The organism is Mycolicibacter algericus DSM 45454 (assembly GCF_002086455.1).
GTDB classification, from domain to species: domain Bacteria; phylum Actinomycetota; class Actinomycetes; order Mycobacteriales; family Mycobacteriaceae; genus Mycobacterium; species Mycobacterium algericum.
Genome location: NZ_MVHC01000006.1, coordinates 193,476 through 212,295, shown reverse-complemented (window position 1 = coordinate 212,295; position 18,820 = coordinate 193,476). Strand labels below are relative to the sequence as shown.

Sequence of the window (18,820 nt, the reverse complement as noted above, 5' to 3'; positions counted from 1 at the left end):
TCGTTACGGTGTCAGCCGTGCCAGTGCCTCGGCTGCCGGAACGATGTCATGGATGCGCCGGCTGGTCTCGCCGGCGTAGAGCGCTGACCGGTCCACTGCGGCCGGGTCCATTCCGGCCAACGGCAATGCCGGGGTGTAGAGCGGCACGGCTGTCCGCTGCGCGGCCAGGATCGTCCCCAGCGCGCCCAGCGGCATCAGCCGCCCCAGCGGCGCACCGATCCGGTTGAATGCCCGCACCGCCGGCGGACCGAGTTCATCTCGCGCACACCAGCGTTCGGTGAGGACATTGGGAACGACCCGGTGGGCCAGCGGCCAGCCCACCCCGAACAACATGGTGCGGATGGTTCGTTGCGCATCCAGCACCTTCTGCTTGTAGCCGGGGTGGGCGCGCGACTCCTCGGTGAGCAGAAAGCGGGTCCCGGCGACCGCCCCCACGGCACCGGCGGCCAGCAGCGCCCGGACGTCGTCGGCATCGGCGACCCCGCCTGCGGCCAGCACCGGGGCACCGTCGGCGGCACCGAGCACCTCAGGCAACGTCACACTGAGCGGTCGATCGGCCACCAGGTGGCCGCCGGCCTCGACGCCTTGGGCCACCAGACCGTCAGCGCCGGCAGCCAGTGCCCGGCGGGTCTGGGCGACATCACCGGCGGTGCACAGCACCGGGATTCGCGCGGCCCGCAGCGCGGCGATCCAGCGCGCGGGAGCGCCGTCGTGAAACACCACCAGGGCGGCACCGGCCGCGATGCACGCGTCGATATGGGCCCGGCGGACGAACGGCACCAGCAGATTGGCCGCCACCGGGCGCCCGCCGGCCAGCGCCACGGCGCGGCGCAGCTCGGTGGCGAAGCTGCGCGGATCGCTGAGCCCGACGGTGCCCAAACCACCGGCCGCCGACACCGCGGCTGCCAGCTCTGCGCCGGCCACCCCGCCGCCCATTCCGGCCTGCACGACCGGGGCGCTCAGTCCGAGTGACTCCAGCAGGCTCACCGGTGCCCGCGCCCCGGTGCTCGGACGGTGACACAGCACCGCCGCTCTGACGGGGTCAGCGTGGCCCGCCGCGGTGGTTCGCCGGTGCCTTCCAGCATGCCCTCGATCAGTTGCAGGTTGAGACCGCAGACCGCTTCGGTGTATCGGCGCGCCAGTCGTTCGAACGGACAGTTGCGCAGCTCGATGTCGCCGGCGTCATTGACCACCGGCTCGTAGCCGAATTCCCGGAGGACCTCCAAGACGCCGTGTTCGGTAGCCCCGGCCCGGCCGACCCGGCGGGCCGCCGCCGAGACCGCCGAGCGCACCGCCCCGGCATCGTCGTCGGCCATGGCGGTGACCAGCAGGTCGGCCAGCAGCCGGTAGTTGCGGGGCGGCACACTCACCGACAGCTCGTCCCGGGTGCGTGCATAGCGCTTGGCGGGGCGCCCGGCGCCGGGACCGGAGCGGCCGGCCGGCCGCGCGTAGCTCACCGACAGGATCCCTGCCTCAGCCAGTTTGTCGAGGTGGTAGGCGGCCAGTGTGCGGCTGATGCCGGCGGCGGTCGCGGCCTGCTCCCGGGCTACCGGCTCGTCGCACGACGCGACGTAGTGATAGAGCCGCTGCCGTACCGGATCGTCCAGGCTGCTCAACCCGGTCAGCGGATCCGGATGGCCGCGGCGAGGGGAGCTCATCGCCCCAATGTAACACCAAAAATAATTGACAAATAGGGCCGGCCGCCGCCAATCTGAACCAACGATGATCGACGATGGGGGTGCGCGGCGTGCACGCCAGCGGGTCCACGACCGTCACGTCGACTCTGTCGGCCACGCTGCGAACCGACGGCCCCGGGTGGCCGTCGAATCGCCCTGTCAGACTTTGCGGATGACGGTGACGACTTTGCCCAGCACCACCGCGTCGTTGCCCGGAATCGGGTCGAAAACCGGGTTGTGCGGCATCAGCCATACCTGACCGCCGGTGCGCTTGAAGGTCTTGACGGTGGCCTCGCCGTCGATCATCGCGGCGACGATGTCGCCGTTGTCGGCGACGTTCTGCTGGCGAACCACCACCCAGTCGCCGTCGCAGATCGCGGCGTCCACCATCGACTCACCGACCACCTTGAGCAGGAACAGCTCGCCTTCGCCCACCAACTCGCGGGGGAGTGGGAAGACGTCCTCGACCGCCTCCTCGGCCAGGATCGGGCCACCGGCCGCGATCCGGCCGAGCACCGGAACGAAGGTGGGTTCGGGCAGCGCATCCGAGCCGGCGACATCGCTGCGCGGCGCCGCGTCGGAGCCGGTCGACTCCTCCGGGCCGCGGACGTCGACGGCACGGGGCCGATTGGGGTCACGGCGCAGATAGCCCTTGCGCTCGAGCGTGCGCAGCTGGTGGGCGACCGACGACGTCGACGTCAGGCCGACGGCATCGCCGATCTCGCGGATGCTCGGCGGGTAGCCCCGCTCGCTCACCGAGGCGCGGATGACGCTCAGAATGGTGCGCTGCCGCGCGGTAAGCGTCGAGTCGGGCGCTGGCGCTGTCTTGCTGCTGTCGCTCATAGGGGCGAATCTAGTCGCCTTGCCGACATTAATCAAACATGTGTTCGAGGTGTGTCGGGCGCACGTTCGAACCGCCGGTCGGCTGTCGGACCCTTTCGCTAATGTTTTCGACAACGAATCGATCACATGTTCGGAAATCGAACATACAATCGATTACTATTCGAACAGTCGAGCGAACAGGGTCGCCGACGCCGAGTGAGGGAGAACCGCACATGATGCTCATCGACACGTTCGCTCCGACGTTCGACCCGGCCGAGCGCGCGCCGGTGGGGCCCCGGCGGCGCCCAGTCACGTCAGGGCGGGCGCACGCGGTTCACACCCGCCCCGCGCGAGTGGTGCGGTCGCGGCCGGACGGTGCGCCGCTGTCGCATCGCGGTACCGGTGTGCTGATGTCGCGCACGGCGCATCGGCCCCGCCCCACCAAACCGATCACGCCCGCGACGACCGTGGTGCTCGCCCTGATCGCCGCGGGAATCACGGTGTGGCTCGGTCTCATCGCCCAGTTCGGTGCGACAATGGCCGACGGCGGGTCCGCGGTGCCCGGCGAGCTGGGCGTGGTGCGGGTCCAGAGCGGCGAGACCCTGCAGCACCTGGCGGCCCGGGTCGCACCCGACGCGCCGACGAGCCAGGTCGTCGACCGGATCCGCGAGCTCAACAGTCTCGAGTCGGCGGCGCTGGATGCCGGCCAGACGCTGATCGCGCCGATCGGCTGAGCGGCCGTCGATGTCCGGCCGGTCGCGGCATGCGGGCAGCACGGCGCGCCGCCCGGCACCCGCGCAGGTACGCTCACAGTTGTCCCAGTGGCCGGGTTCGCCGCAACGCGTGCAGGTGTCCGGCTCTCGGCACGGCGAAGGAGCGGCCATGCATTGCCCGTTTTGTCGCCATCCAGACTCCCGGGTGGTGGATTCCCGCGAAACCGACGAAGGCCAGGCCATCCGCCGCCGTCGGTCCTGCCCGGAATGCGGGCGGCGCTTTTCCACCGTGGAGACCGCGGTACTGGCGGTGGTCAAGCGCAGCGGTGTCACCGAGCCGTTCAGCCGCGAAAAGGTCATCAGCGGGGTGCGCCGGGCGTGTCAGGGCCGCCAGGTCGACGACGATGCGCTGAATCTGCTGGCCCAACAGGTAGAGGACGCGGTGCGGGCGGCGGGCTCACCGGAGATCCCCAGCCACGAGGTGGGATTGGCGATTCTGGGTCCGCTGCGCGAACTCGACGAGGTCGCCTACCTGCGTTTCGCCTCGGTGTACCGCTCGTTCTCGTCGGCGGCCGACTTCGAGCGGGAGATCGAAGCGCTGCGTGAGCACCGCCAGGTGCCCACCACCGGTTGAGGCTCGCGGCGCCGCGGCACGCACTACGCTGGCCCAATGGCACCAGAGCTGCACCCGAACCTTGTGGAGCTGGCACCGCTGCTGGGCACCTGGTCGGGCCGGGGACGCGGGGTATACCCCACCATCGCCTCGTTCGACTACCTCGAAGAGGTGACCTTCTCCCATGTCGGTAAACCGTTTCTGGTCTACGGCCAGAAGACGAAGTCGGCGGCTGACGGACTGCCGCTGCACGCCGAGACCGGCTATCTCCGGGTGCCCCAACCCGGCCGGATCGAGTGGGTCCTGGCGCACCCGAGCGGCATCACCGAGATCGAGGTGGGCAGCTACAGGGTGACCGCGGACGGTATCGAACTCGAGATGTCGGCGCCGACGATCGGGCTGGCTCCCACGGCCAAGGAGGTGACGGCACTGAGCCGCCGCTACCGCCTCGCGCGTGACGAGTTGTCCTACACCCTGGACATGGGAGCCGTCGGGGAGCCGGCGCAGAACCATCTGACCGCCGCGCTGCGGCGAACGGGGTAGGCCCGCCCGTCAGGCGGTGCCGTCGTCGCCGCGGTCCTTCCTGGCCTCCTGGGCCAGGAACCGCTCGAACTCGGCACCGAGTTCGTCGGCGCTGGGCAGCTCCTCGTCGCGGGCCAGCAGCGAGCGATTCTCCTGGGCGGCGATGAAGGCGTCGTACTGGCGTTCCAGCGCCGTCACCACTTGCGCCACCTCGGCGCTCGCCTCGACCTGTTCGTCGATCTTGGCCCGGATATCGGCCGCGGCCCGGCTGAGTTCGGTCAGCGGCAGCTGCAACGAGCCGGTTTGTGCCGCCTGCCGCAACAGTGCCTCGGCGGCCTCGGGGTAGTCGGTCTGTGACACATAGTGCGGCACGTGCACGGTGAACCCGACCACCTCGTGGCCGTGCTGGGCCATCCGGTACTCCAGCAGGTTGGACGCACTGCCCGGGACCTGCACCTCGGCGATCCACGGAGTGAAGTCGGCGATCAACTCGCGGTTGTTGGAGTGCGCCGTCAGCGTCACCGGGCGGGTGTGCGGCACCGCCATCGGGATGGTGCCCAGCCCGATGGTCCGCCGCACGCCCAGCCGCTCGGCCAGCAGCCGGACCGCGGTGATGAACCGCTCCCACTTGAGGTCCGGCTCCATGCCGGCCAGCAGCAGAAACGGCGTCCCCGCACTGTCACGCAACGCGTACAGGCTCAATTCGGGTTCGGCGTAGTGGGTGAAGTGGTCGGTCTTGAACGTCATCACCGGCCGACGGGATCGGTAGTCGAGCAAGTCGTCGATGGCAAACGACGCCACCAGTTCACTGTCGAGGGCGGTCTTGAGGTGGCCGGCCGCCAGCCGGATCGCATGGCCGGCGTCGGAGAAACCCTCCAGCGCGTGGATCAGGACCGGACCTTCGCCGTCCGGCGATGTCAGCTGCGGCGCCGGAACCTCAAGTTCGTACATGCCGCCCTGCTGGGCCTGGTAGTGCCGGTCCCGGTCGGAGCCGGTGTCCGGGTGCTCGGCCATTGCCTTCGCCTCCTCGTCGTGCGGATCCCGATGCGGATCGCGCGGTCCATTTTCCCTTACGTCAGGCCGCACCGGAAAACGGTGCGCGGATGTCATCGAAAACGCCCGGTCACCCCGGCCCCATTCCCGACGGGATCGGAGTTCGCCTAACGAGGAATTCCCGCCTCGGCGGCTGCCCACACCCCCGAGCAGCAGTCGGCTCACAGTTGCCGGTTCATCCACAATGCGGTCGCAGACGCCACGTGGGCGCGCTCCGATGACGGTGGGTGTCGTCAACGTTGCTGCCATGACGACGAAGCAACCCGAATTCACTCTGAACCGCCCGGCAGCGCTGATTGCGGCGCTGCCGGCCATCCTCGGCTTCGTGCCGGAGAAATCCTTGATCCTGGTGTCGGTCGACGGCGGCGAGTTGGGCTCGGTGCTGCGGGTCGACCTGTCCGACGGCATCGCTGACACCGTCGGCCAGCTCGCCGATGTCGCCGCGGCCGCCGCCCCGGCCGGGGCCATCGTGGTGATCGTCGACGCGGCAGGGGCGTGCTGCCCGGTCTGCAACGACGAGCACCGCCGACTGGTCGACGCGCTGTCGCAGGAGTTGTCGCGCAACGACATCGCGCTGCTCGGCGCGCACGTGGTCGACCGGGTGGCGCACGGTGGGCGCTGGCACTGCATCGATGGCTGCGGCGCGGGCGGCCCGGTCGACGACCCGGAGGCCTCTCCGCTGGCCGCTGCCGCCGTGCTGGAGGGCCGGCGGCTCTATCGGCGCCGGGCGGATCTGCAGGCGGTGATCATCCCCGACGACGCGGCGCGCCGTGCCGCGGTGGCAGCGGTGATCGACGATCATGCGGCGGACCGGGCCGCAGCGAGCCAGGCCGATGGGCGTCGCCAGGCCCGCCGCGACGTCGAGCAGATGCTCGCGGCCGTCGCCGCGCTGGCCGCCGGCCGGGAGCCGAGCGAACCGGAGCTGGCCCGGCTGGGATGCTCGCTGACCGACGTGCTGGTACGGGACACGCTGTGCGCGTTGGCCATCAGCGAGCACGCCGCCGACGCAGAGACGCTGTGGTCGATACTGGCCCGCACGCTGCCCGAGCCGTGGCGGGCCGACGCGCTGGTGCTGCTGGCGTTCAGCGCCTATGCGCGCGGTGACGGACCGCTGGCAGGGGTGTCGCTGGAGGCAGCGTTGCGCTGCATGCCGGACCACCGGATGGCGGGTCTGCTCGACACCGCGCTGCAGTCGGGATTGCGGCCCGACCGGATCCGCGGGCTGGCTGACACCGGTTATCGGCTGGCCGGCCGGCTCGGTGTGGCGCTGCCGCAGCGGCAGGGTTTCGGTCGACGGGCCGGCTGAGACGAACCGGTCAGACCTTCTGGACCTTGACGGCGTGTGCCATCGCGTACGGCAGGCTGACGTCGGTGTGGCCGGGCATGACGATCGTCACGCCGTCCTCCGCGTCGGCTTCGACGGTCACCCGGGCGTTGGGCACCACACCGGCGTCCTTCAGCCGGGTAATCAAGTCGATGTCACCCTGGACGTGTTCGGTGAGCTGGCGAACCACCACGGCCACCGGCGAGCCGGCCGGCAGCTCGGTCAATCGCACCAGGTCGGTCTCTCGCGGCCCGGCGTCCGAGCCGAAGCCGAGGTCCGGCAGGCCGGGAATCGGGTTGCCGAACGGTGAGGTCGTCGGGTTGTCGAGCACCTTGACCAGGCGGCGCTCGACATCCTCGCTCATCACGTGCTCCCAACGGCAGGCCTCGGCGTGCACCTCTTCCAGCGGCAGCCCGATGATGTCGACCAGCAGTCGCTCGGCCAGCCGATGCTTGCGCATCACCGAGACCGCCAGGGCGCGGCCCTTCTCGGTGAGTTCGAGGTGACGGTCACCGGCCACCCGCAGCAGGCCGTCGCGTTCCATGCGAGACACCGTCTGGCTGACGGTCGGGCCACTTTGCTCCAGGCGCTCGGCGATCCGAGCGCGCAGCGGCGTGACACCCTCTTCCTCAAGGTCATAGATCGTCCTGAGGTACATCTCGGTGGTATCAACCAACTCGTTCATTCGGGCCCTTCCGTCCCCGACGAGTCTACTTGGCGGCGGCTGCGTGGTCAGCCAGCGACAGCTGACCGGCCCGGGCGCTACGCGGCTGCGCCGGGCCACCGCAACGGTATGCGGTGGCCCGGCGCAGAGGTCGTGTCAGCTGGCGTACGAACGCAATCGATCGGCGCGTTCGCCGTGCCGCAGCTTGGCCATCACCTCACGCTCGATCTGGCGGACCCGCTCGCGGGAGAGGCCGAACAACTTGCCGATCTGATCCAGCGTGCGGGGCTGTCCGTCATCGAGGCCGAACCGCAGCCGGATCACCTGGTGCTCACGCTCGTCCAGGGTCGCCAGCACACTGCGGATGTCGGTGTGCAGCAGTTCGGAGATCACCGCGTTCTCCGCGGACATCGCCTCGGAGTCCTCGATGAAGTCACCCAGCGGCGCCTCCTCGTCGGAGCCCACCGGCATGTCCAGGCTGACCGGGTCGCGGCTGTGCTCCAGCAGGTCGTTGATCTTCTCCGCCGGAATGCCCGATTCGGCGGCGAGTTCCTCGTCGGTGGCCTCACGGCCGAGCTGCTGGTGCATCTCCCGCTTGATCCTGGCCAGCTTGTTGACCTGCTCGACCAGGTGCACCGGCAGCCGGATGGTGCGGCTCTGGTCGGCCATACCCCGGGTGATGGCCTGGCGAATCCACCACGTCGCGTAGGTGGAGAACTTGAATCCCTTTGCGTAGTCGAACTTCTCCATCGCGCGGATCAGCCCGAGGTTGCCTTCCTGGATCAGGTCCAGCAACGGCATGCCCCGTCCGGTGTAACGCTTGGCCAGCGAGACCACCAGGCGCAGGTTGGCTTCCAGCAGATGCCGGCGGGCGGCTTCGCCGTCGCGGACCACGGTGGCCAGCTCGCGCTTGCGCTTCTCGCCGAAGCGCTTGCGGGTCTCCAGCAGGTGCTTCGCGTACAGCCCGGCCTCGATGCGTTTGGCGAGCTCCACCTCGTCGGCGGCGTTGAGCAGTGCGGTCTTGCCGATACCGTTGAGGTACACCCGCACCAAATCCGCGGCTGGACTCTGCGCATCCAGATCGCCGTCGATCCGACTGATGGTGGCATCTGCCTTTGCCATTACGGCCTCCCGTTGATCGGCTTCAGCTGTCACACGTGTCAACGTCCGACACGGGTGCAGAGTTCCCGCCCGATCGCTTTTCCACACCACTTGACGTGCGGGAATACGCCGATGACTTTGAGAATGTGCTAAGAACCGGTACCTTGCGGCGGTTCGCCGGCCCGGTCGCCGCCGGAGGGCCCCGGCCCGAACTCCGGCTCAGAACCCGGCTCGCGACCGGCCGATTCAGGCTGCGGCGATCGCGGACCCAGCTCGCGGCGCGGCGCGGTGGGGAACAGTGGCGTGCGCGTCGGGGCGGCGTCGTAGCGCCGCGGCTCATCGGCGCTGCGGGGCGGCCGGTCGTTGGCGATCAGCACCGCGATCCACGGCAGCGGTATCGAGGCGATCAGGATCGCCAGGGAGATCCAGCCGTTGTGCCAGATACCGTAGGCGACCGCGGCCAGGATCAGCGCCGGGACCCGGAACGCCATCAGCGTCAGGTACTTACGTACCCGCTCACGGTGCTGCTGTTCGAAGGACGGGGCGGCTGCGGTGATGAGCACCGGCCGACCGTCGTCGTCGAAACCCAGCTCGGGGCCGTGCTTCATCACTCCACTGTCGCACACGGACCGGCCCGCAGCCACGAAGGGTTTTAAGATCCGCTGAGTTCCGGGCACAATGGGGCAATGGGCATACAGACCGACACCCTCGAACGCACCGATGCCGAGGAACGCGTCGATGACGGGACCGGCGACGACACCCCCAAACACTTCCACTACGTCAAGAAGGACAAGATCGCCGAGAGCGCGGTCATGGGCACCCACGTGGTGGCCCTGTGCGGCGAGGTCTTCCCGGTGACCAAGTCGGCGAAGCCCGGATCGCCGGTCTGCCCGGACTGCAAGCGGATCTACGCGACACTCAAGAGGAGCTGACCGGCTCGTTCACCGGCTCGTCGCCGGGGTCGCTTCGGCCCGTCCGGGACACCAGCCAGACGCGCAGCTGACGCAGGTGGGTGGCCTCCGCCGGCCATTCCTCCTGAATGGCGGCATTCAGTTCGGCGCCGAGCATGATGGCGAACCCGAGCAGAAACGCAAACAGCAAGAAGGCGATCGGCGTCGCCAGCGCACCGTAGGTGTAGCCGGTGCTGGTGATGTAGCGCAGGTAGACCCGCAGCCCGAGGGTGGCCACGACGAACACCGTGGTGGCCAGCAACGCCCCGATCACCAGGCGGTGTGACGGCAGCGGTTTGGGCAACGAGACCCGATAGAGCACGGTCACCGCCAGCAGCAACCCCAGCACCAGCGTCGGGTAGTAACCGAACCGCAGCAGATCTGTCCACCGCGCGGGAAGGTGCTCGGCGATCGCGTGGGGCCCCAGCGCGGCGAACGGCGCCCCGGCGACGGCGATCACCAACATCGCCACATACAAGCCCAGCGCGAAGAACCGTTGCCGCACCGGATGGCGCAGCGGGGTCTGATCGTGTGCCTCGACCACCGAGTCGACGAAGGCCGAGATCGCCGAGGAACCGGCCCACAGCGAAATCACGAAGCCCAGCGAGACCACCTCGCCGCGCGCGTTGGAGACGATGTCGCGCACGGTGGGTTCGATGATCTCCACCACCACGTTCTGCGAGAAGAAACTGCTGGCCATCCCGATCAGCCGATCCTGGATGGTGGCCAACGTATCCGGGCCGAACAACGGCGCCACATACGAGAGGCTGCCCAGCATCCCGAGCAGCAGCGGTGGCAGCGACAGCACCGACCAGAAACCGGCCTGCGCCGACTCGGCGAAGATGGAATCGTCCCAGCTCTTCACCAAGGTGCGGCGTGCGATGCGCAGCAGGTGATGCCGGGAAGGTTTGGGGATTTGGTCAGCCATGACCAGCCCAGCATTCCTGACGAATGGTGCTAGCGCCCAATTCCCTCCGTCGGGCGTGTTGCGCGCGGATCCGGGGCTGCGATCGGCTAGTCCCCGGCGGGGGCGCTGACCTGCAACACGGCGGCCAGCTCGATCAGCTTGGCTTCGTGCTCGTTGGCGTGGTGCTGGCAGAACAGCAACTCGGCTCCGGAGGGCAGCGTGGCTCGCACTCGGGCGGCGGCACCGCACCGGTCGCATCGATCAGCCCGAGTGAGTTCGGGACTGGTCAGAGTCGCGTTCATGGGCTCCTCCGTTCTCGCGGGTCTGTCAAGTGTGTCAGACGCTCGGGCGTTCGGCGTTGTTCCCCGCTTCGGCTGTGTCGTGTCTCACCCCTCGCGCGGCGCTGGGGCAGGATCAGCAGCGATGGAACACGACATTCTGGTACACCTGTGCGGCACCCGGGATTGGGCGGCGGCGCAGGCGTCCGGTGCGCTGCGACCGGAATCGCTCGACAGCGCCGGGTTCGTGCATCTGTCGACCCCGCAGCAGGTGCATCTGCCGGCCAATCGTCTCTACCGGGGGCGCACCGATCTGGTGTTGCTGCAGGTGGACCCGGCAAAGGTGGCGTCGCCGGTGCGCTGGGAGCCGGGCGTGCCGGGTGACCCCGAGGCGATGCTGTTCCCGCATCTGTACGGACCGCTGCCCGTCGACGCGGTGATCGGCGTCACGGCGTATCGGCCCGGCCCGGACGGTGCGTTCGGGCCGGCGGATTGAGGTTGAACGGGGTGGTGGGCTTGGCCGCCGACGCCCGGGTGAGTTCGCTACGGGCGAACGTGGTCTGAGCCTTGTTGATCAGCGCGGCGGGCACCCGCGGCCAAGCGGCGGCCACGGCATTCAGCGCGGAGATCACGGCCGGATCCAGCCCGGCCTCGGCCGGAGCCCGGTGACCGTGGCGCACCGCGCGGTTGAGCAGCGCGGCGAAGGTCTGGGAGTCGCCATCGGTCGGCATGCTCGGCGATACTACCGGCGGATCGGTGACCGGGCGTCAAACCGGAGCGGCCACGATGATCGACATCGGGCTGGCGGTCGGCACCACCCGCTGCAGCCGGAATCCCGCCCGGGACAGCAACTCGGCGTATTCGCGCCGGGTGCGTTCCAAGCCGCCGGCCGCCGCCAGCATCTCCAGATCGAGCAGCAGGCCCAGGTGGGCGGGCGCGCCTTCGGGCAGCACCATCTCCAGCAGCAGCAGGGTGCCGTCCGGGGCGATGGCGCTGCGGACGTTGCGCAGAATCGCGCACGAACGCTCGTCGTCCCAGTCGTGGATGACGGTCTTGAGCAGATAGGTGTCACCGCCGGCCGGCACCGATTCGAAGAACGACCCACCGGCGACATCACACCGCGACGTCACTCCGGCGGCTGCCAGGGTGGCCTCAGCCCCGGCCACCACAGCGGGTTGGTCGAACAGCACGCCGCGGGCGCCGGGCGCGGCGCGCAGCACCGCGGCCAGCAGCGCACCGTGGCCGCCGCCCACGTCGACGATCAGTTTGCTGGCGCTGAAATCATATGCGGGAACCGCACTTTCGATCGCCACGGCGGACGCCCCGGTCATCACATTGTTGAAGACCTGCGCCAGTTCGGGTTCGGTGTCCAAGTAGGAGAAGAACGACATCCCGCGCACTTTGTCGACCGCGGTCTCGCCGGTGCGCACCGAGTGCTCCAGGTGTGACCAGTGTTCCCGGTGCGCCGGGTCGCCGATGAACGCGATCATCGGCGCCACGCTGGCCGGATCATCGGAGACCAGGGCGCGCCCGATGCGGGTCAGTGCGAACCGGCCGTCCCGGCGCAGTTTGAGCACCGATTGACTGGCCAGCGCACGCATCAGCCGGTACGTGGCCGCGGGGTCGGTGCCGACCCGCCGCGCGGTCTCGTCGGCGGTCAGCGGGCCGGTTCGGAGCGCATCGGGGATTCCCAGCCGTACCGCGACGTGCATCGCCTGGGCCAGCCATGCCCCGAATCCCAGTTCCATGACGGCGACACCGGCGGGTACCGCCGCGTGACGCAGTCGCTGCAGGCCGCCGCGCATCGCGGTGAGGGCGGCCAGCAGCGCCGCCGGTGGGGGTTTTGCCACAGCCGGCTAGTCGAGGTAGTCGCGCAGGACCTGGGAGCGGCTCGGGTGCCGCAGCTTCGACATCGTCTTGGACTCGATCTGCCGGATCCGCTCGCGGGTGACGCCGTAGACCTGGCCGATCTCGTCGAGGGTGCGCGGCTGGCCGTCGGTGAGCCCGAACCGCAGCCGGACCACGCCGGCCTCCCGCTCGGAGAGCGTCTCGAGCACCGACTGCAGCTGATCCTGTAAGAGCGTGAACGAGACGGCGTCGACGGCTACCACCGCCTCGGAGTCCTCGATGAAGTCACCGAGCTGAGAGTCGCCCTCGTCGCCGATGGTCTGGTCCAGCGAGATCGGTTCCCGGGCGTACTGCTGGATCTCCAGCACCTTCTCCGGGGTGATGTCCATCTCCCGGGCCAGTTCCTCCGGGGTGGGTTCGCGGCCCAGATCCTGCAGCAGCTCACGCTGGATGCGGCCGAGCTTGTTGATCACCTCGACCATGTGGACCGGGATGCGGATGGTGCGCGCCTGGTCGGCCATGGCCCGGGTGATGGCCTGGCGGATCCACCAGGTGGCGTAGGTGGAGAACTTGTAGCCCTTGGTGTAGTCGAACTTCTCCACCGCACGGATCAGGCCGAGGTTGCCCTCCTGGATCAGGTCCAAAAACGCCATGCCGCGGCCGGTGTAACGCTTGGCCAGCGAGACCACCAGCCGCAGGTTGGCCTCCAGCAGGTGGTTCTTGGCCCGGTCGCCGTCGCGGCAGATCCAGGCCATGTCGCGCCGGTAGGCGACGGCCAGCTTCTCGCCCTTCTCCGCGTGCTCGGCCATCTTCTGGGTGGCGAACAGACCGGCCTCGATCCGCTTGGCCAGCTCCACTTCCTCTTCGGCGTTGAGCAGCGCCACCTTGCCGATCTGCTTGAGGTAGGCGCGCACCGAGTCGGCAGATGCGGTGAGCTCGGCGTCCTTGCGGGCCTGGCGCAGCGCCTCGGACTCCTCTTCGTCCCAGACGAAATCACCTGAAGCCTTGTCCTTCTCGCTGGGCTCGGCGATCTCGTCGTCGTCGTCGGCAGCTTCCTCGCCGGCCTCCTCGGTCGCCGCCCCGGCGGCCGGCACGGCTTCGTCGGCGCCGGACTCCTCGGCGTCCTCGTCCAGGTCTTCCAGGTTCAGGTCGGTCTCGTCGATGTCCTCGTCGCCGGGCTCGGTGTCCAGTTCGGTGTCGGCGTCCAGCTCCTCGTTCGCGAGGTCGATCTCGGTGTTCTTGGCTGCGCCCTTGGCGCCCCGGGCGGCGGCCTTCTTCGCCGGGCCCCGGGCCGACCGGGTCTTGGGCTTGGCGTCGCCGTCGTCGGCGGTCTTGGCGGCGCTCTTGGTGGCCGCCCGCGCGGCGCTCTTGGTGGCCTTCTTGGCCGGTGCGGCCTTGGTGGCCTTCGCCGCGGTCCGCTTGGCGGGCGCGGCGGCGGTCTTGGCCGGGGCCTTCGCAGTCGACTTGGCGGCGGCCTTGGCGGGTGCCTTGGTGGCACTGCGCTTCTTGGGCTCCTCGGTCGCCGGCTTTGCCTTGCTCGCTGCCACGTCCACCCCTTCGGTCGGACTGACTTTCGGGTCGCAGCGCCGTGCGCCACCGAAAGTGTCGGGTATATCAGATGTCGGCTCTATTTCAGTTGGGTGATCAACTGGGATAGTCGCCGCTATCGGTTAGGCGGCCGCCGCGGACCATTGTAACGACAGCGTGCCGCACCAATCGCTGAGCGGGCGCTATTCAGCGGGTCACGTCGACCGTGGCGGCCATCGCGGCCCCGACGATCCCGGCGGTGTTCTGCAATGTGGCGGCGACCACCGGAGTCCGGTTGCGCAGCAGTGGCACCCATTCGTCGGCTTTGCGGCTGATGCCGCCGCCCGCGATGATCAGGTCCGGGCACAGCGCGTCCTCGATCGCCACCAACACCTTGGTCACCTGCTTGGACCACTTCTTCATGCTCCAGTTCTTGCGCTCCTTGACCGACGCCGCGGCCCGGTGCTCGGCCTCCTTGCCGGCCACGTCGATGTGCCCGAGTTCGGTGTTGGGTAGCAGCTTTCCGTTGTGGATCACCGCCGAGCCGATCCCGGTGCCGAAGGTGAGCAACACGACGACGCCGGTGTTGTCCTTGCCCGCGCCGAACCGCTCTTCGGCCAGTCCGGCGGCGTCGGCGTCGTTGAGGATGACGACGGGCTGCCCATCGAGCGCGGCCTGGATCGCGGCTTGCGCGTTCACCCCGATCCAGGACTTGTCGACGTTGGCGGCGGTCCGCACCACGCCGTCGATCACCACACCGGGGTAGGTGACCCCCAGCGGACCGGTCCAGCCGAACTTCCGGACCACCTGGGCGACGGTCTCGGCGACTGCGGCGGGGGTCGCGGGGCTCGGTGTCGGCAGTTTGTAGCGTTCGCCGATCAGTGCACCGGTGTCGAGGTCGACCACGCCGCCTTTGATGCCGCTGCCGCCGACATCGACGCCGAAACCGCGTCGTTGCGGTCGTCCGTCGCCGGTCGCGGCAGCGGGCGCGACGGGCGGGGAATCGGTCGGGTCTGTGCCGGTCATGGATCTCCTCGGCGGGTTGTCAGCAGGTACCGGAATGGATCTTGGTCAGCAGTGCCGGGTCGGGCAGCCCGGTGGCGTCCGGACGCAAGCCCGCCAGCGCCGCCTCGATGTCGTCGCTGTGGGCCAGGCTCACGAAGTCGCTGCCGACCGCGAGGTCGACGGAGTCATCGAGGCGGTCGTCGCGGAACAACTCGGTGCACGGCGCCACCAACCAGAGGGCCGCAGCGGCGGCCTGTCCCGCCTCGCCGAAGCGGATCTGGCCGTTGCAGTCCAGCCGGCCGTTGGCGTAGACGGGGTCGTTGGCGGCGGTCGGCTGGGCGAAGCCGTCGTCGCGTAGGGCGTCGGCGACGTCGGCGGCCTGCCCGGCGCGGCCGCTGGCGTTGAGGACGCGCGCTTTGATGTCGGCGAGTTTGGCCGGCGTGGTGGTGATCATCGCGGCGCGGGGCACCTGGGTGCCCAGTCGCGGCTGGTCGGGTTCGGTGGGCGCCGGCGGTGCGTTGCACACCGCAACCTCGTGGATGTCGGCCGGTCGGGTCAACGCCACCGCCCATGCCACCGCGGTCAACAGGGCCAGGGCGGCCAGGGCGTAGGCGGCGGGGCGGTAATTGCGTCGCCGGAACGGCAGACCATGCTTGTCGAACTCGGTACCGGAAGTGATTTGCGTGACCACGTACGCACTCTAGAGGGCGCGGGCGGCCCCGACGGCCGTGGTCAGCAAGGCGATGTGACGTAAATCACACTTGATCTTGGCGTGATCCGGGCACGAATCATTTGGTGGATGCGTTCGACGCTGGTACAAAGCTCGCGCAGGGTTACCGAGGGGACTGAGGGGAGAATACGATGGCTACCGACTACGACGCCCCGCGGCGCACCGAGACCGACGACGTTTCTGAGGACTCGCTCGAGGAGCTCAAAGCGCGGCGGAACGAGGCGCAATCCGCCGTGGTCGACGTCGATGAATCGGAATCGGCCGAGTCCTTCGAACTGCCCGGCGCCGACCTGTCCGGGGAAGAGTTATCCGTGCGCGTCGTGCCCAAGCAGGCCGACGAGTTCACCTGCTCCAGCTGTTTTCTGGTTCAGCACCGCAGCCGGCTGGCCAGCGAGAAGAACGGCGTGATGATCTGCACCGACTGCGCGGCCTGACCCGTACCGTCCCTCAACCCTGCAAGGCTGCCAACACGCGCTGCGGATGACGGCAGCTGACCAGCCAGTACGGCGTCGGGTCGTCGGGATCGTCGAGCACGATCAGCACCATGGGTCCCACCCAGCCGCGATGCACGACGTAGGCCGCCGGATCGAGTTGGCGGCCCAGCGCCGCCGACTTGGCCGACTGCGGAACCTCCGCGGAACGGGCGATCACGCCGGCCGGCAGGTGCGCCTCGCCCACCCAGAGTTCGACCTCGCCGTCGGTTTCGACGACGCGGACCTGGATGCGTCCCAGCCACAGCAGGGCGGCCACGGTGATCGCGAAGAACACCGCGAACGGCAGCCAGCCCGGCAGGCTGCGCAGCCCCAGTCGCACCTCGTAGGCCATCAGCCCGTTGCCCACGAACCCCAGCGGCCACCACCACCAGGGCACCCACAGTTGCTCGCGGTACCGCACGGTTTGCGATGCCCGGTGGTTCACACGCGATCCCGACATCCGGTTAAGAGTAGTCTTGCGCCTCGTGTCGCCCAGTCTCGCGGTTGTTCGCCTGGATCCTGATCTCCCGCTGCCGAGCCGTGCCCACGCCGGCGACGCCGGCGTCGACCTGTACAGCGCGGTCGATGTCGAACTGGCCCCGGGCCAACGTGCGCTGGTGCCCACCGGTATCGCGGTGGCGATTCCGTTCGGCATGGTCGGCCTGGTGCACCCGCGGTCGGGTCTGGCTGCGAGGGTGGGTCTTTCGATCGTCAACAGTCCGGGAACGATCGACGCGGGTTACCGCGGTGAGGTTAAGGTGGCGTTGATCAACCTGGACCCGGCGACCCCGATCGACATCCACCGGGGGGACCGGATCGCCCAGCTGGTGGTGCAGCGGGTCGAGCTACCAGAACTGGTCGAGGTGACCTCGTTCGACGAGGCCGGCCTGGCCGGGACCACCCGGGGCGGTGACGGCCACGGCTCGTCGGGCGGGCACGCGAGTTTGTGACGGCTGGTGATGGCAGAAGTGACGAAGATGGGCGGCTGTGATGGCATTCGGTAGGGGCAAGAGCAAGGTGGGCGGCGACGAGCCGACGCGCGCCGAGCCGGCACCCGAGGAGCTGGAGGACCTCGACGAGGACGCGGGCGAGGAGCTCGAGGGCCCGTTCGACATCGAGGATTTCGACGACCCGGCGGCTGCGGCGACGGCCCGGCTCGACTTGGGTTCGGTATTGGTGCCGATGCCCGCAGGGGCCCAGGTCCAAGTCGAGCTCAGTGAGGCGGGCGTGCCCAGCGCGGTCTGGATGGTGACGCCCAATGGCCGGTTCAACATCGCCGCCTACGCCGCGCCCAAGTCGGCGGGGCTGTGGCGTGAGGTCGCCGCCGAGCTTGCCGAGGCGCTGCGACGGGACTCCGCGAGCGTCAGCGTCATCGACGGCCCGTGGGGTCGGGAGGTGGTCGGATCGGCGGCCGGCGCGGTCCGGTTCATCGGGGTCGACGGCTATCGCTGGATGGTGCGTTGCGTGGTCAACGGCCCGCACGAGTCGTTGGAGGCGCTCTCCCAGCAGGCGCGAGATGCCCTGGCGGACACCGTGGTCCGGCGTGGCGACACTCCGCTGCCGGTGCGTACCCCGTTACCGGTGCGGCTGCCCGAGCCGATGGCCGAGCAATTGCGTGCCGCCGCGGCCGCGCAGGCCGCCCGGGGCGCGGCGCCCGGTGGTGGTCAGCAGCCCGGGGGAGTCCAGCCCGGCCCCGGCGGAGATGTGCCGCCGCCCGCGCCGACTGCTCGCCGCAGCGCGGAGGGATCCGCGATGCAGCAGTTGCGCACCATCACCGGCGGTTAGCGAGGCTCGACGCAGGAGAGCCGAAGCTGGACCGCCGAATCAAGCCCCGGCGGTTAGCCGCGTATCCAGCCGATCAGCCCGCCGCGGCGATCAGCGCCGTCAGGCAAGCGGCGCCCAGGGCGGCCGGGTCGGCACCGAGCTGTGCCAGCGTCACCGTACGTAGCGCCGCCCGTGGCGCCGCGGATACCCACTCGGTGGCAGTGTGCAACGGATGGACCGGGTCGTCGACGGCCGCGGTCACGCCGAGCGGCGCCGTCAGCGTCGCCAGCTCGGCGCGGGTCGGAGCCGCATAGGCCGCCGCCTGCTCCAGCGCGTCGGGCAGCAGCGGCCACTGGGCGGTCCACGACCGGGTCAGCTCGTCGGCGAGCCATGCCGGGCTGGACGCCCGCATGCGGGCCACCACCGCCGGCAGGCCGTCCCGGCGCAGCTCCTCGGCGCTGAGGCGGGCGGCGTGCGCGGCCGGTGCGCCATCGGGGGCACCCGTCCATGCCGGCAGCGCGGCCAGCACCCCTCGCACTCGCCCGGGATGCCGCAGCGCCCAGGCGGCGGCCACCGCCGCGCCGATCGACACGCCGCCGGCGATGATCGGGACGCCTCGCGAGGCCGCGGAGTCCAACGCGGCCAGGTAGCCCTCGACGAGGCCGTCAGGTTGCGGCCGGTGGACCACCAATTCGGCGCCTACCTGCTGCAACGGTCCCGAAAACACCCGGTGGATGTAGTCGTCGTCGGATCCGGTTCCCGGCAGCAGGACTGCCGTCACACCGTGCAAATCGAATGCCACCCCTCGATGGTGCCGGGTGCTGCTCGGCGACCCGTAGGCCGGTCGTTG

Annotated in this window: 25 protein-coding genes; 9 read left to right on the top strand and 16 right to left on the bottom strand. The window is 69.6% G+C overall.

The window, feature by feature from the left end; genetic code table 11:
* Positions 1 to 3: 3 nt before the first annotated feature.
* From BST10_RS08950 to lexA, 3 genes are all read right to left on the bottom strand, one after another.
* Positions 4 to 987: an NAD(P)H-dependent flavin oxidoreductase gene (locus BST10_RS08950; protein ID WP_083037493.1), complete on the bottom strand. Its 984-nt coding sequence runs from the start codon at positions 985 to 987 to the stop codon at positions 4 to 6.
* The gene (locus BST10_RS08945) at positions 984 to 1,658 is read right to left on the bottom strand and encodes a helix-turn-helix transcriptional regulator (protein WP_083037469.1); all 675 of its coding nucleotides are present in this window, start codon (positions 1,656 to 1,658) and stop codon (positions 984 to 986) included. Before BST10_RS08945 ends, BST10_RS08950 begins: the two co-directional genes overlap by 4 nt.
* Positions 1,659 to 1,835: 177 nt before the next feature.
* Positions 1,836 to 2,519, bottom strand: a complete 684-nt coding sequence (lexA, locus tag BST10_RS08940) for a transcriptional repressor LexA (protein WP_013829389.1) — start codon at positions 2,517 to 2,519, stop codon at positions 1,836 to 1,838.
* A 212-nt stretch (positions 2,520 to 2,731) separates the two neighbouring features.
* Here lexA and BST10_RS08935 point away from each other — a divergent pair, with 212 nt between their 5' ends.
* The 3 genes from BST10_RS08935 (at position 2,732) to BST10_RS08925 (ending at position 4,367) form a co-directional block, all read left to right on the top strand.
* A complete protein-coding gene (locus BST10_RS08935) occupies positions 2,732 to 3,232 on the top strand; it encodes a LysM peptidoglycan-binding domain-containing protein (RefSeq protein WP_013829388.1) in 501 nt (166 codons plus the stop codon).
* 148 nt (positions 3,233 to 3,380) lie between these two features.
* On the top strand, positions 3,381 to 3,845 hold the full coding sequence (nrdR, locus tag BST10_RS08930; RefSeq protein WP_041319945.1) for a transcriptional regulator NrdR: 465 nt from the start codon (positions 3,381 to 3,383) through the stop codon (positions 3,843 to 3,845).
* Between the two features lie 36 nt (positions 3,846 to 3,881).
* A complete protein-coding gene (locus BST10_RS08925) occupies positions 3,882 to 4,367 on the top strand; it encodes a peroxynitrite isomerase (protein ID WP_041318153.1) in 486 nt (161 codons plus the stop codon).
* A gap of 9 nt (positions 4,368 to 4,376) precedes the next feature.
* Here BST10_RS08925 and BST10_RS08920 read toward each other — a convergent pair whose 3' ends face one another.
* Complete coding sequence (locus tag BST10_RS08920) at positions 4,377 to 5,360, bottom strand: proteasome assembly chaperone family protein (RefSeq protein ID WP_083037468.1); 984 nt, start codon at positions 5,358 to 5,360, stop codon at positions 4,377 to 4,379.
* 286 nt (positions 5,361 to 5,646) lie between these two features.
* Between BST10_RS08920 and BST10_RS08915 the strand changes: the two genes are divergently transcribed.
* A complete protein-coding gene (locus tag BST10_RS08915; RefSeq protein WP_083037467.1) occupies positions 5,647 to 6,705 on the top strand; it encodes a DUF4192 domain-containing protein in 1,059 nt (352 codons plus the stop codon).
* Positions 6,706 to 6,715: 10 nt separating this feature from the next.
* Here the strand turns inward: BST10_RS08915 and BST10_RS08910 are convergent, their stop codons facing one another.
* The 3 genes from BST10_RS08910 to BST10_RS08900 all read right to left on the bottom strand — a co-directional run bounded on the left by BST10_RS08910 (position 6,716) and on the right by BST10_RS08900 (position 9,114).
* A complete protein-coding gene (locus BST10_RS08910) occupies positions 6,716 to 7,408 on the bottom strand; it encodes an iron-dependent transcriptional repressor DtxR (RefSeq protein WP_013829383.1) in 693 nt (230 codons plus the stop codon).
* Positions 7,409 to 7,543: 135 nt separating this feature from the next.
* Positions 7,544 to 8,509 carry a sigma-70 family RNA polymerase sigma factor gene (locus BST10_RS08905; RefSeq protein ID WP_013829382.1) on the bottom strand — a complete coding sequence of 322 codons (966 nt, stop codon included), beginning with the start codon at positions 8,507 to 8,509 and terminating at the stop codon, positions 7,544 to 7,546.
* Between the two features lie 128 nt (positions 8,510 to 8,637).
* Positions 8,638 to 9,114 carry a DUF3099 domain-containing protein gene (locus tag BST10_RS08900; protein WP_235620578.1) on the bottom strand — a complete coding sequence of 159 codons (477 nt, stop codon included), beginning with the start codon at positions 9,112 to 9,114 and terminating at the stop codon, positions 8,638 to 8,640.
* 66 nt (positions 9,115 to 9,180) lie between these two features.
* Here BST10_RS08900 and BST10_RS08895 point away from each other — a divergent pair, with 66 nt between their 5' ends.
* The gene (locus BST10_RS08895) at positions 9,181 to 9,420 is read left to right on the top strand and encodes a DUF3039 domain-containing protein (protein ID WP_083037492.1); all 240 of its coding nucleotides are present in this window, start codon (positions 9,181 to 9,183) and stop codon (positions 9,418 to 9,420) included.
* Here BST10_RS08895 and BST10_RS08890 read toward each other — a convergent pair.
* Both BST10_RS08890 and BST10_RS08885 read right to left on the bottom strand, forming a co-directional pair.
* A complete protein-coding gene (locus BST10_RS08890) occupies positions 9,407 to 10,366 on the bottom strand; it encodes a YihY/virulence factor BrkB family protein (RefSeq protein WP_013829379.1) in 960 nt (319 codons plus the stop codon). The two genes, BST10_RS08895 and BST10_RS08890, sit on opposite strands and share 14 nt — an antisense overlap.
* 86 nt (positions 10,367 to 10,452) lie before the next feature.
* Positions 10,453 to 10,647, bottom strand: coding sequence for a DUF7455 domain-containing protein (locus tag BST10_RS08885; protein WP_041318146.1), 195 nt, complete (start codon positions 10,645 to 10,647; stop codon positions 10,453 to 10,455).
* Positions 10,648 to 10,768: 121 nt separating this feature from the next.
* Between BST10_RS08885 and BST10_RS08880 the strand changes: the two genes are divergently transcribed.
* On the top strand, positions 10,769 to 11,119 hold the full coding sequence (locus tag BST10_RS08880) for a DUF952 domain-containing protein (RefSeq protein ID WP_083037466.1): 351 nt from the start codon (positions 10,769 to 10,771) through the stop codon (positions 11,117 to 11,119).
* Here BST10_RS08880 and BST10_RS08875 read toward each other — a convergent pair.
* The 5 genes from BST10_RS08875 to cei form a co-directional block, all read right to left on the bottom strand.
* The gene (locus BST10_RS08875; protein WP_083037465.1) at positions 11,070 to 11,354 is read right to left on the bottom strand and encodes a hypothetical protein; all 285 of its coding nucleotides are present in this window, start codon (positions 11,352 to 11,354) and stop codon (positions 11,070 to 11,072) included. The two genes, BST10_RS08880 and BST10_RS08875, sit on opposite strands and share 50 nt — an antisense overlap.
* A 36-nt stretch (positions 11,355 to 11,390) precedes the next feature.
* Positions 11,391 to 12,473 (bottom strand): methyltransferase, encoded by a 1,083-nt coding sequence (locus tag BST10_RS08870; RefSeq protein WP_083037464.1) that lies wholly within the window; start codon positions 12,471 to 12,473, stop codon positions 11,391 to 11,393.
* A gap of 6 nt (positions 12,474 to 12,479) precedes the next feature.
* The gene (locus BST10_RS08865) at positions 12,480 to 14,018 is read right to left on the bottom strand and encodes an RNA polymerase sigma factor (protein WP_083037491.1); all 1,539 of its coding nucleotides are present in this window, start codon (positions 14,016 to 14,018) and stop codon (positions 12,480 to 12,482) included.
* Positions 14,019 to 14,205: 187 nt separating this feature from the next.
* A complete protein-coding gene (ppgK, locus tag BST10_RS08860; RefSeq protein ID WP_083037463.1) occupies positions 14,206 to 15,024 on the bottom strand; it encodes a polyphosphate--glucose phosphotransferase in 819 nt (272 codons plus the stop codon).
* A 19-nt stretch (positions 15,025 to 15,043) separates the two neighbouring features.
* A complete protein-coding gene (gene cei, locus BST10_RS08855; protein ID WP_013829372.1) occupies positions 15,044 to 15,694 on the bottom strand; it encodes an envelope integrity protein Cei in 651 nt (216 codons plus the stop codon).
* 170 nt (positions 15,695 to 15,864) lie between these two features.
* Here cei and BST10_RS08850 point away from each other — a divergent pair, with 170 nt between their 5' ends.
* The gene (locus BST10_RS08850; RefSeq protein ID WP_013829371.1) at positions 15,865 to 16,167 is read left to right on the top strand and encodes a DUF4193 domain-containing protein; all 303 of its coding nucleotides are present in this window, start codon (positions 15,865 to 15,867) and stop codon (positions 16,165 to 16,167) included.
* A gap of 13 nt (positions 16,168 to 16,180) precedes the next feature.
* Here the strand turns inward: BST10_RS08850 and BST10_RS08845 are convergent, their stop codons facing one another.
* Positions 16,181 to 16,666 (bottom strand): DUF3093 domain-containing protein, encoded by a 486-nt coding sequence (locus BST10_RS08845; protein ID WP_041318141.1) that lies wholly within the window; start codon positions 16,664 to 16,666, stop codon positions 16,181 to 16,183.
* 25 nt (positions 16,667 to 16,691) lie between these two features.
* On the opposite strand from BST10_RS08845, the gene dut reads away from it, so the two are divergent.
* Entirely contained in the window at positions 16,692 to 17,156 is a 465-nt protein-coding gene (gene dut / locus BST10_RS08840; RefSeq protein ID WP_013829369.1) for a dUTP diphosphatase, read from the top strand.
* Positions 17,157 to 17,196: 40 nt separating this feature from the next.
* Entirely contained in the window at positions 17,197 to 17,991 is a 795-nt protein-coding gene (locus BST10_RS08835) for a DUF3710 domain-containing protein (RefSeq protein WP_041318138.1), read from the top strand.
* Between the two features lie 73 nt (positions 17,992 to 18,064).
* On the opposite strand, the gene BST10_RS08830 is transcribed toward BST10_RS08835, so the two are convergent.
* On the bottom strand, positions 18,065 to 18,772 hold the full coding sequence (locus tag BST10_RS08830) for a hypothetical protein (protein ID WP_083037462.1): 708 nt from the start codon (positions 18,770 to 18,772) through the stop codon (positions 18,065 to 18,067).
* Between the last annotated feature and the right edge of the window lie 48 nt (positions 18,773 to 18,820).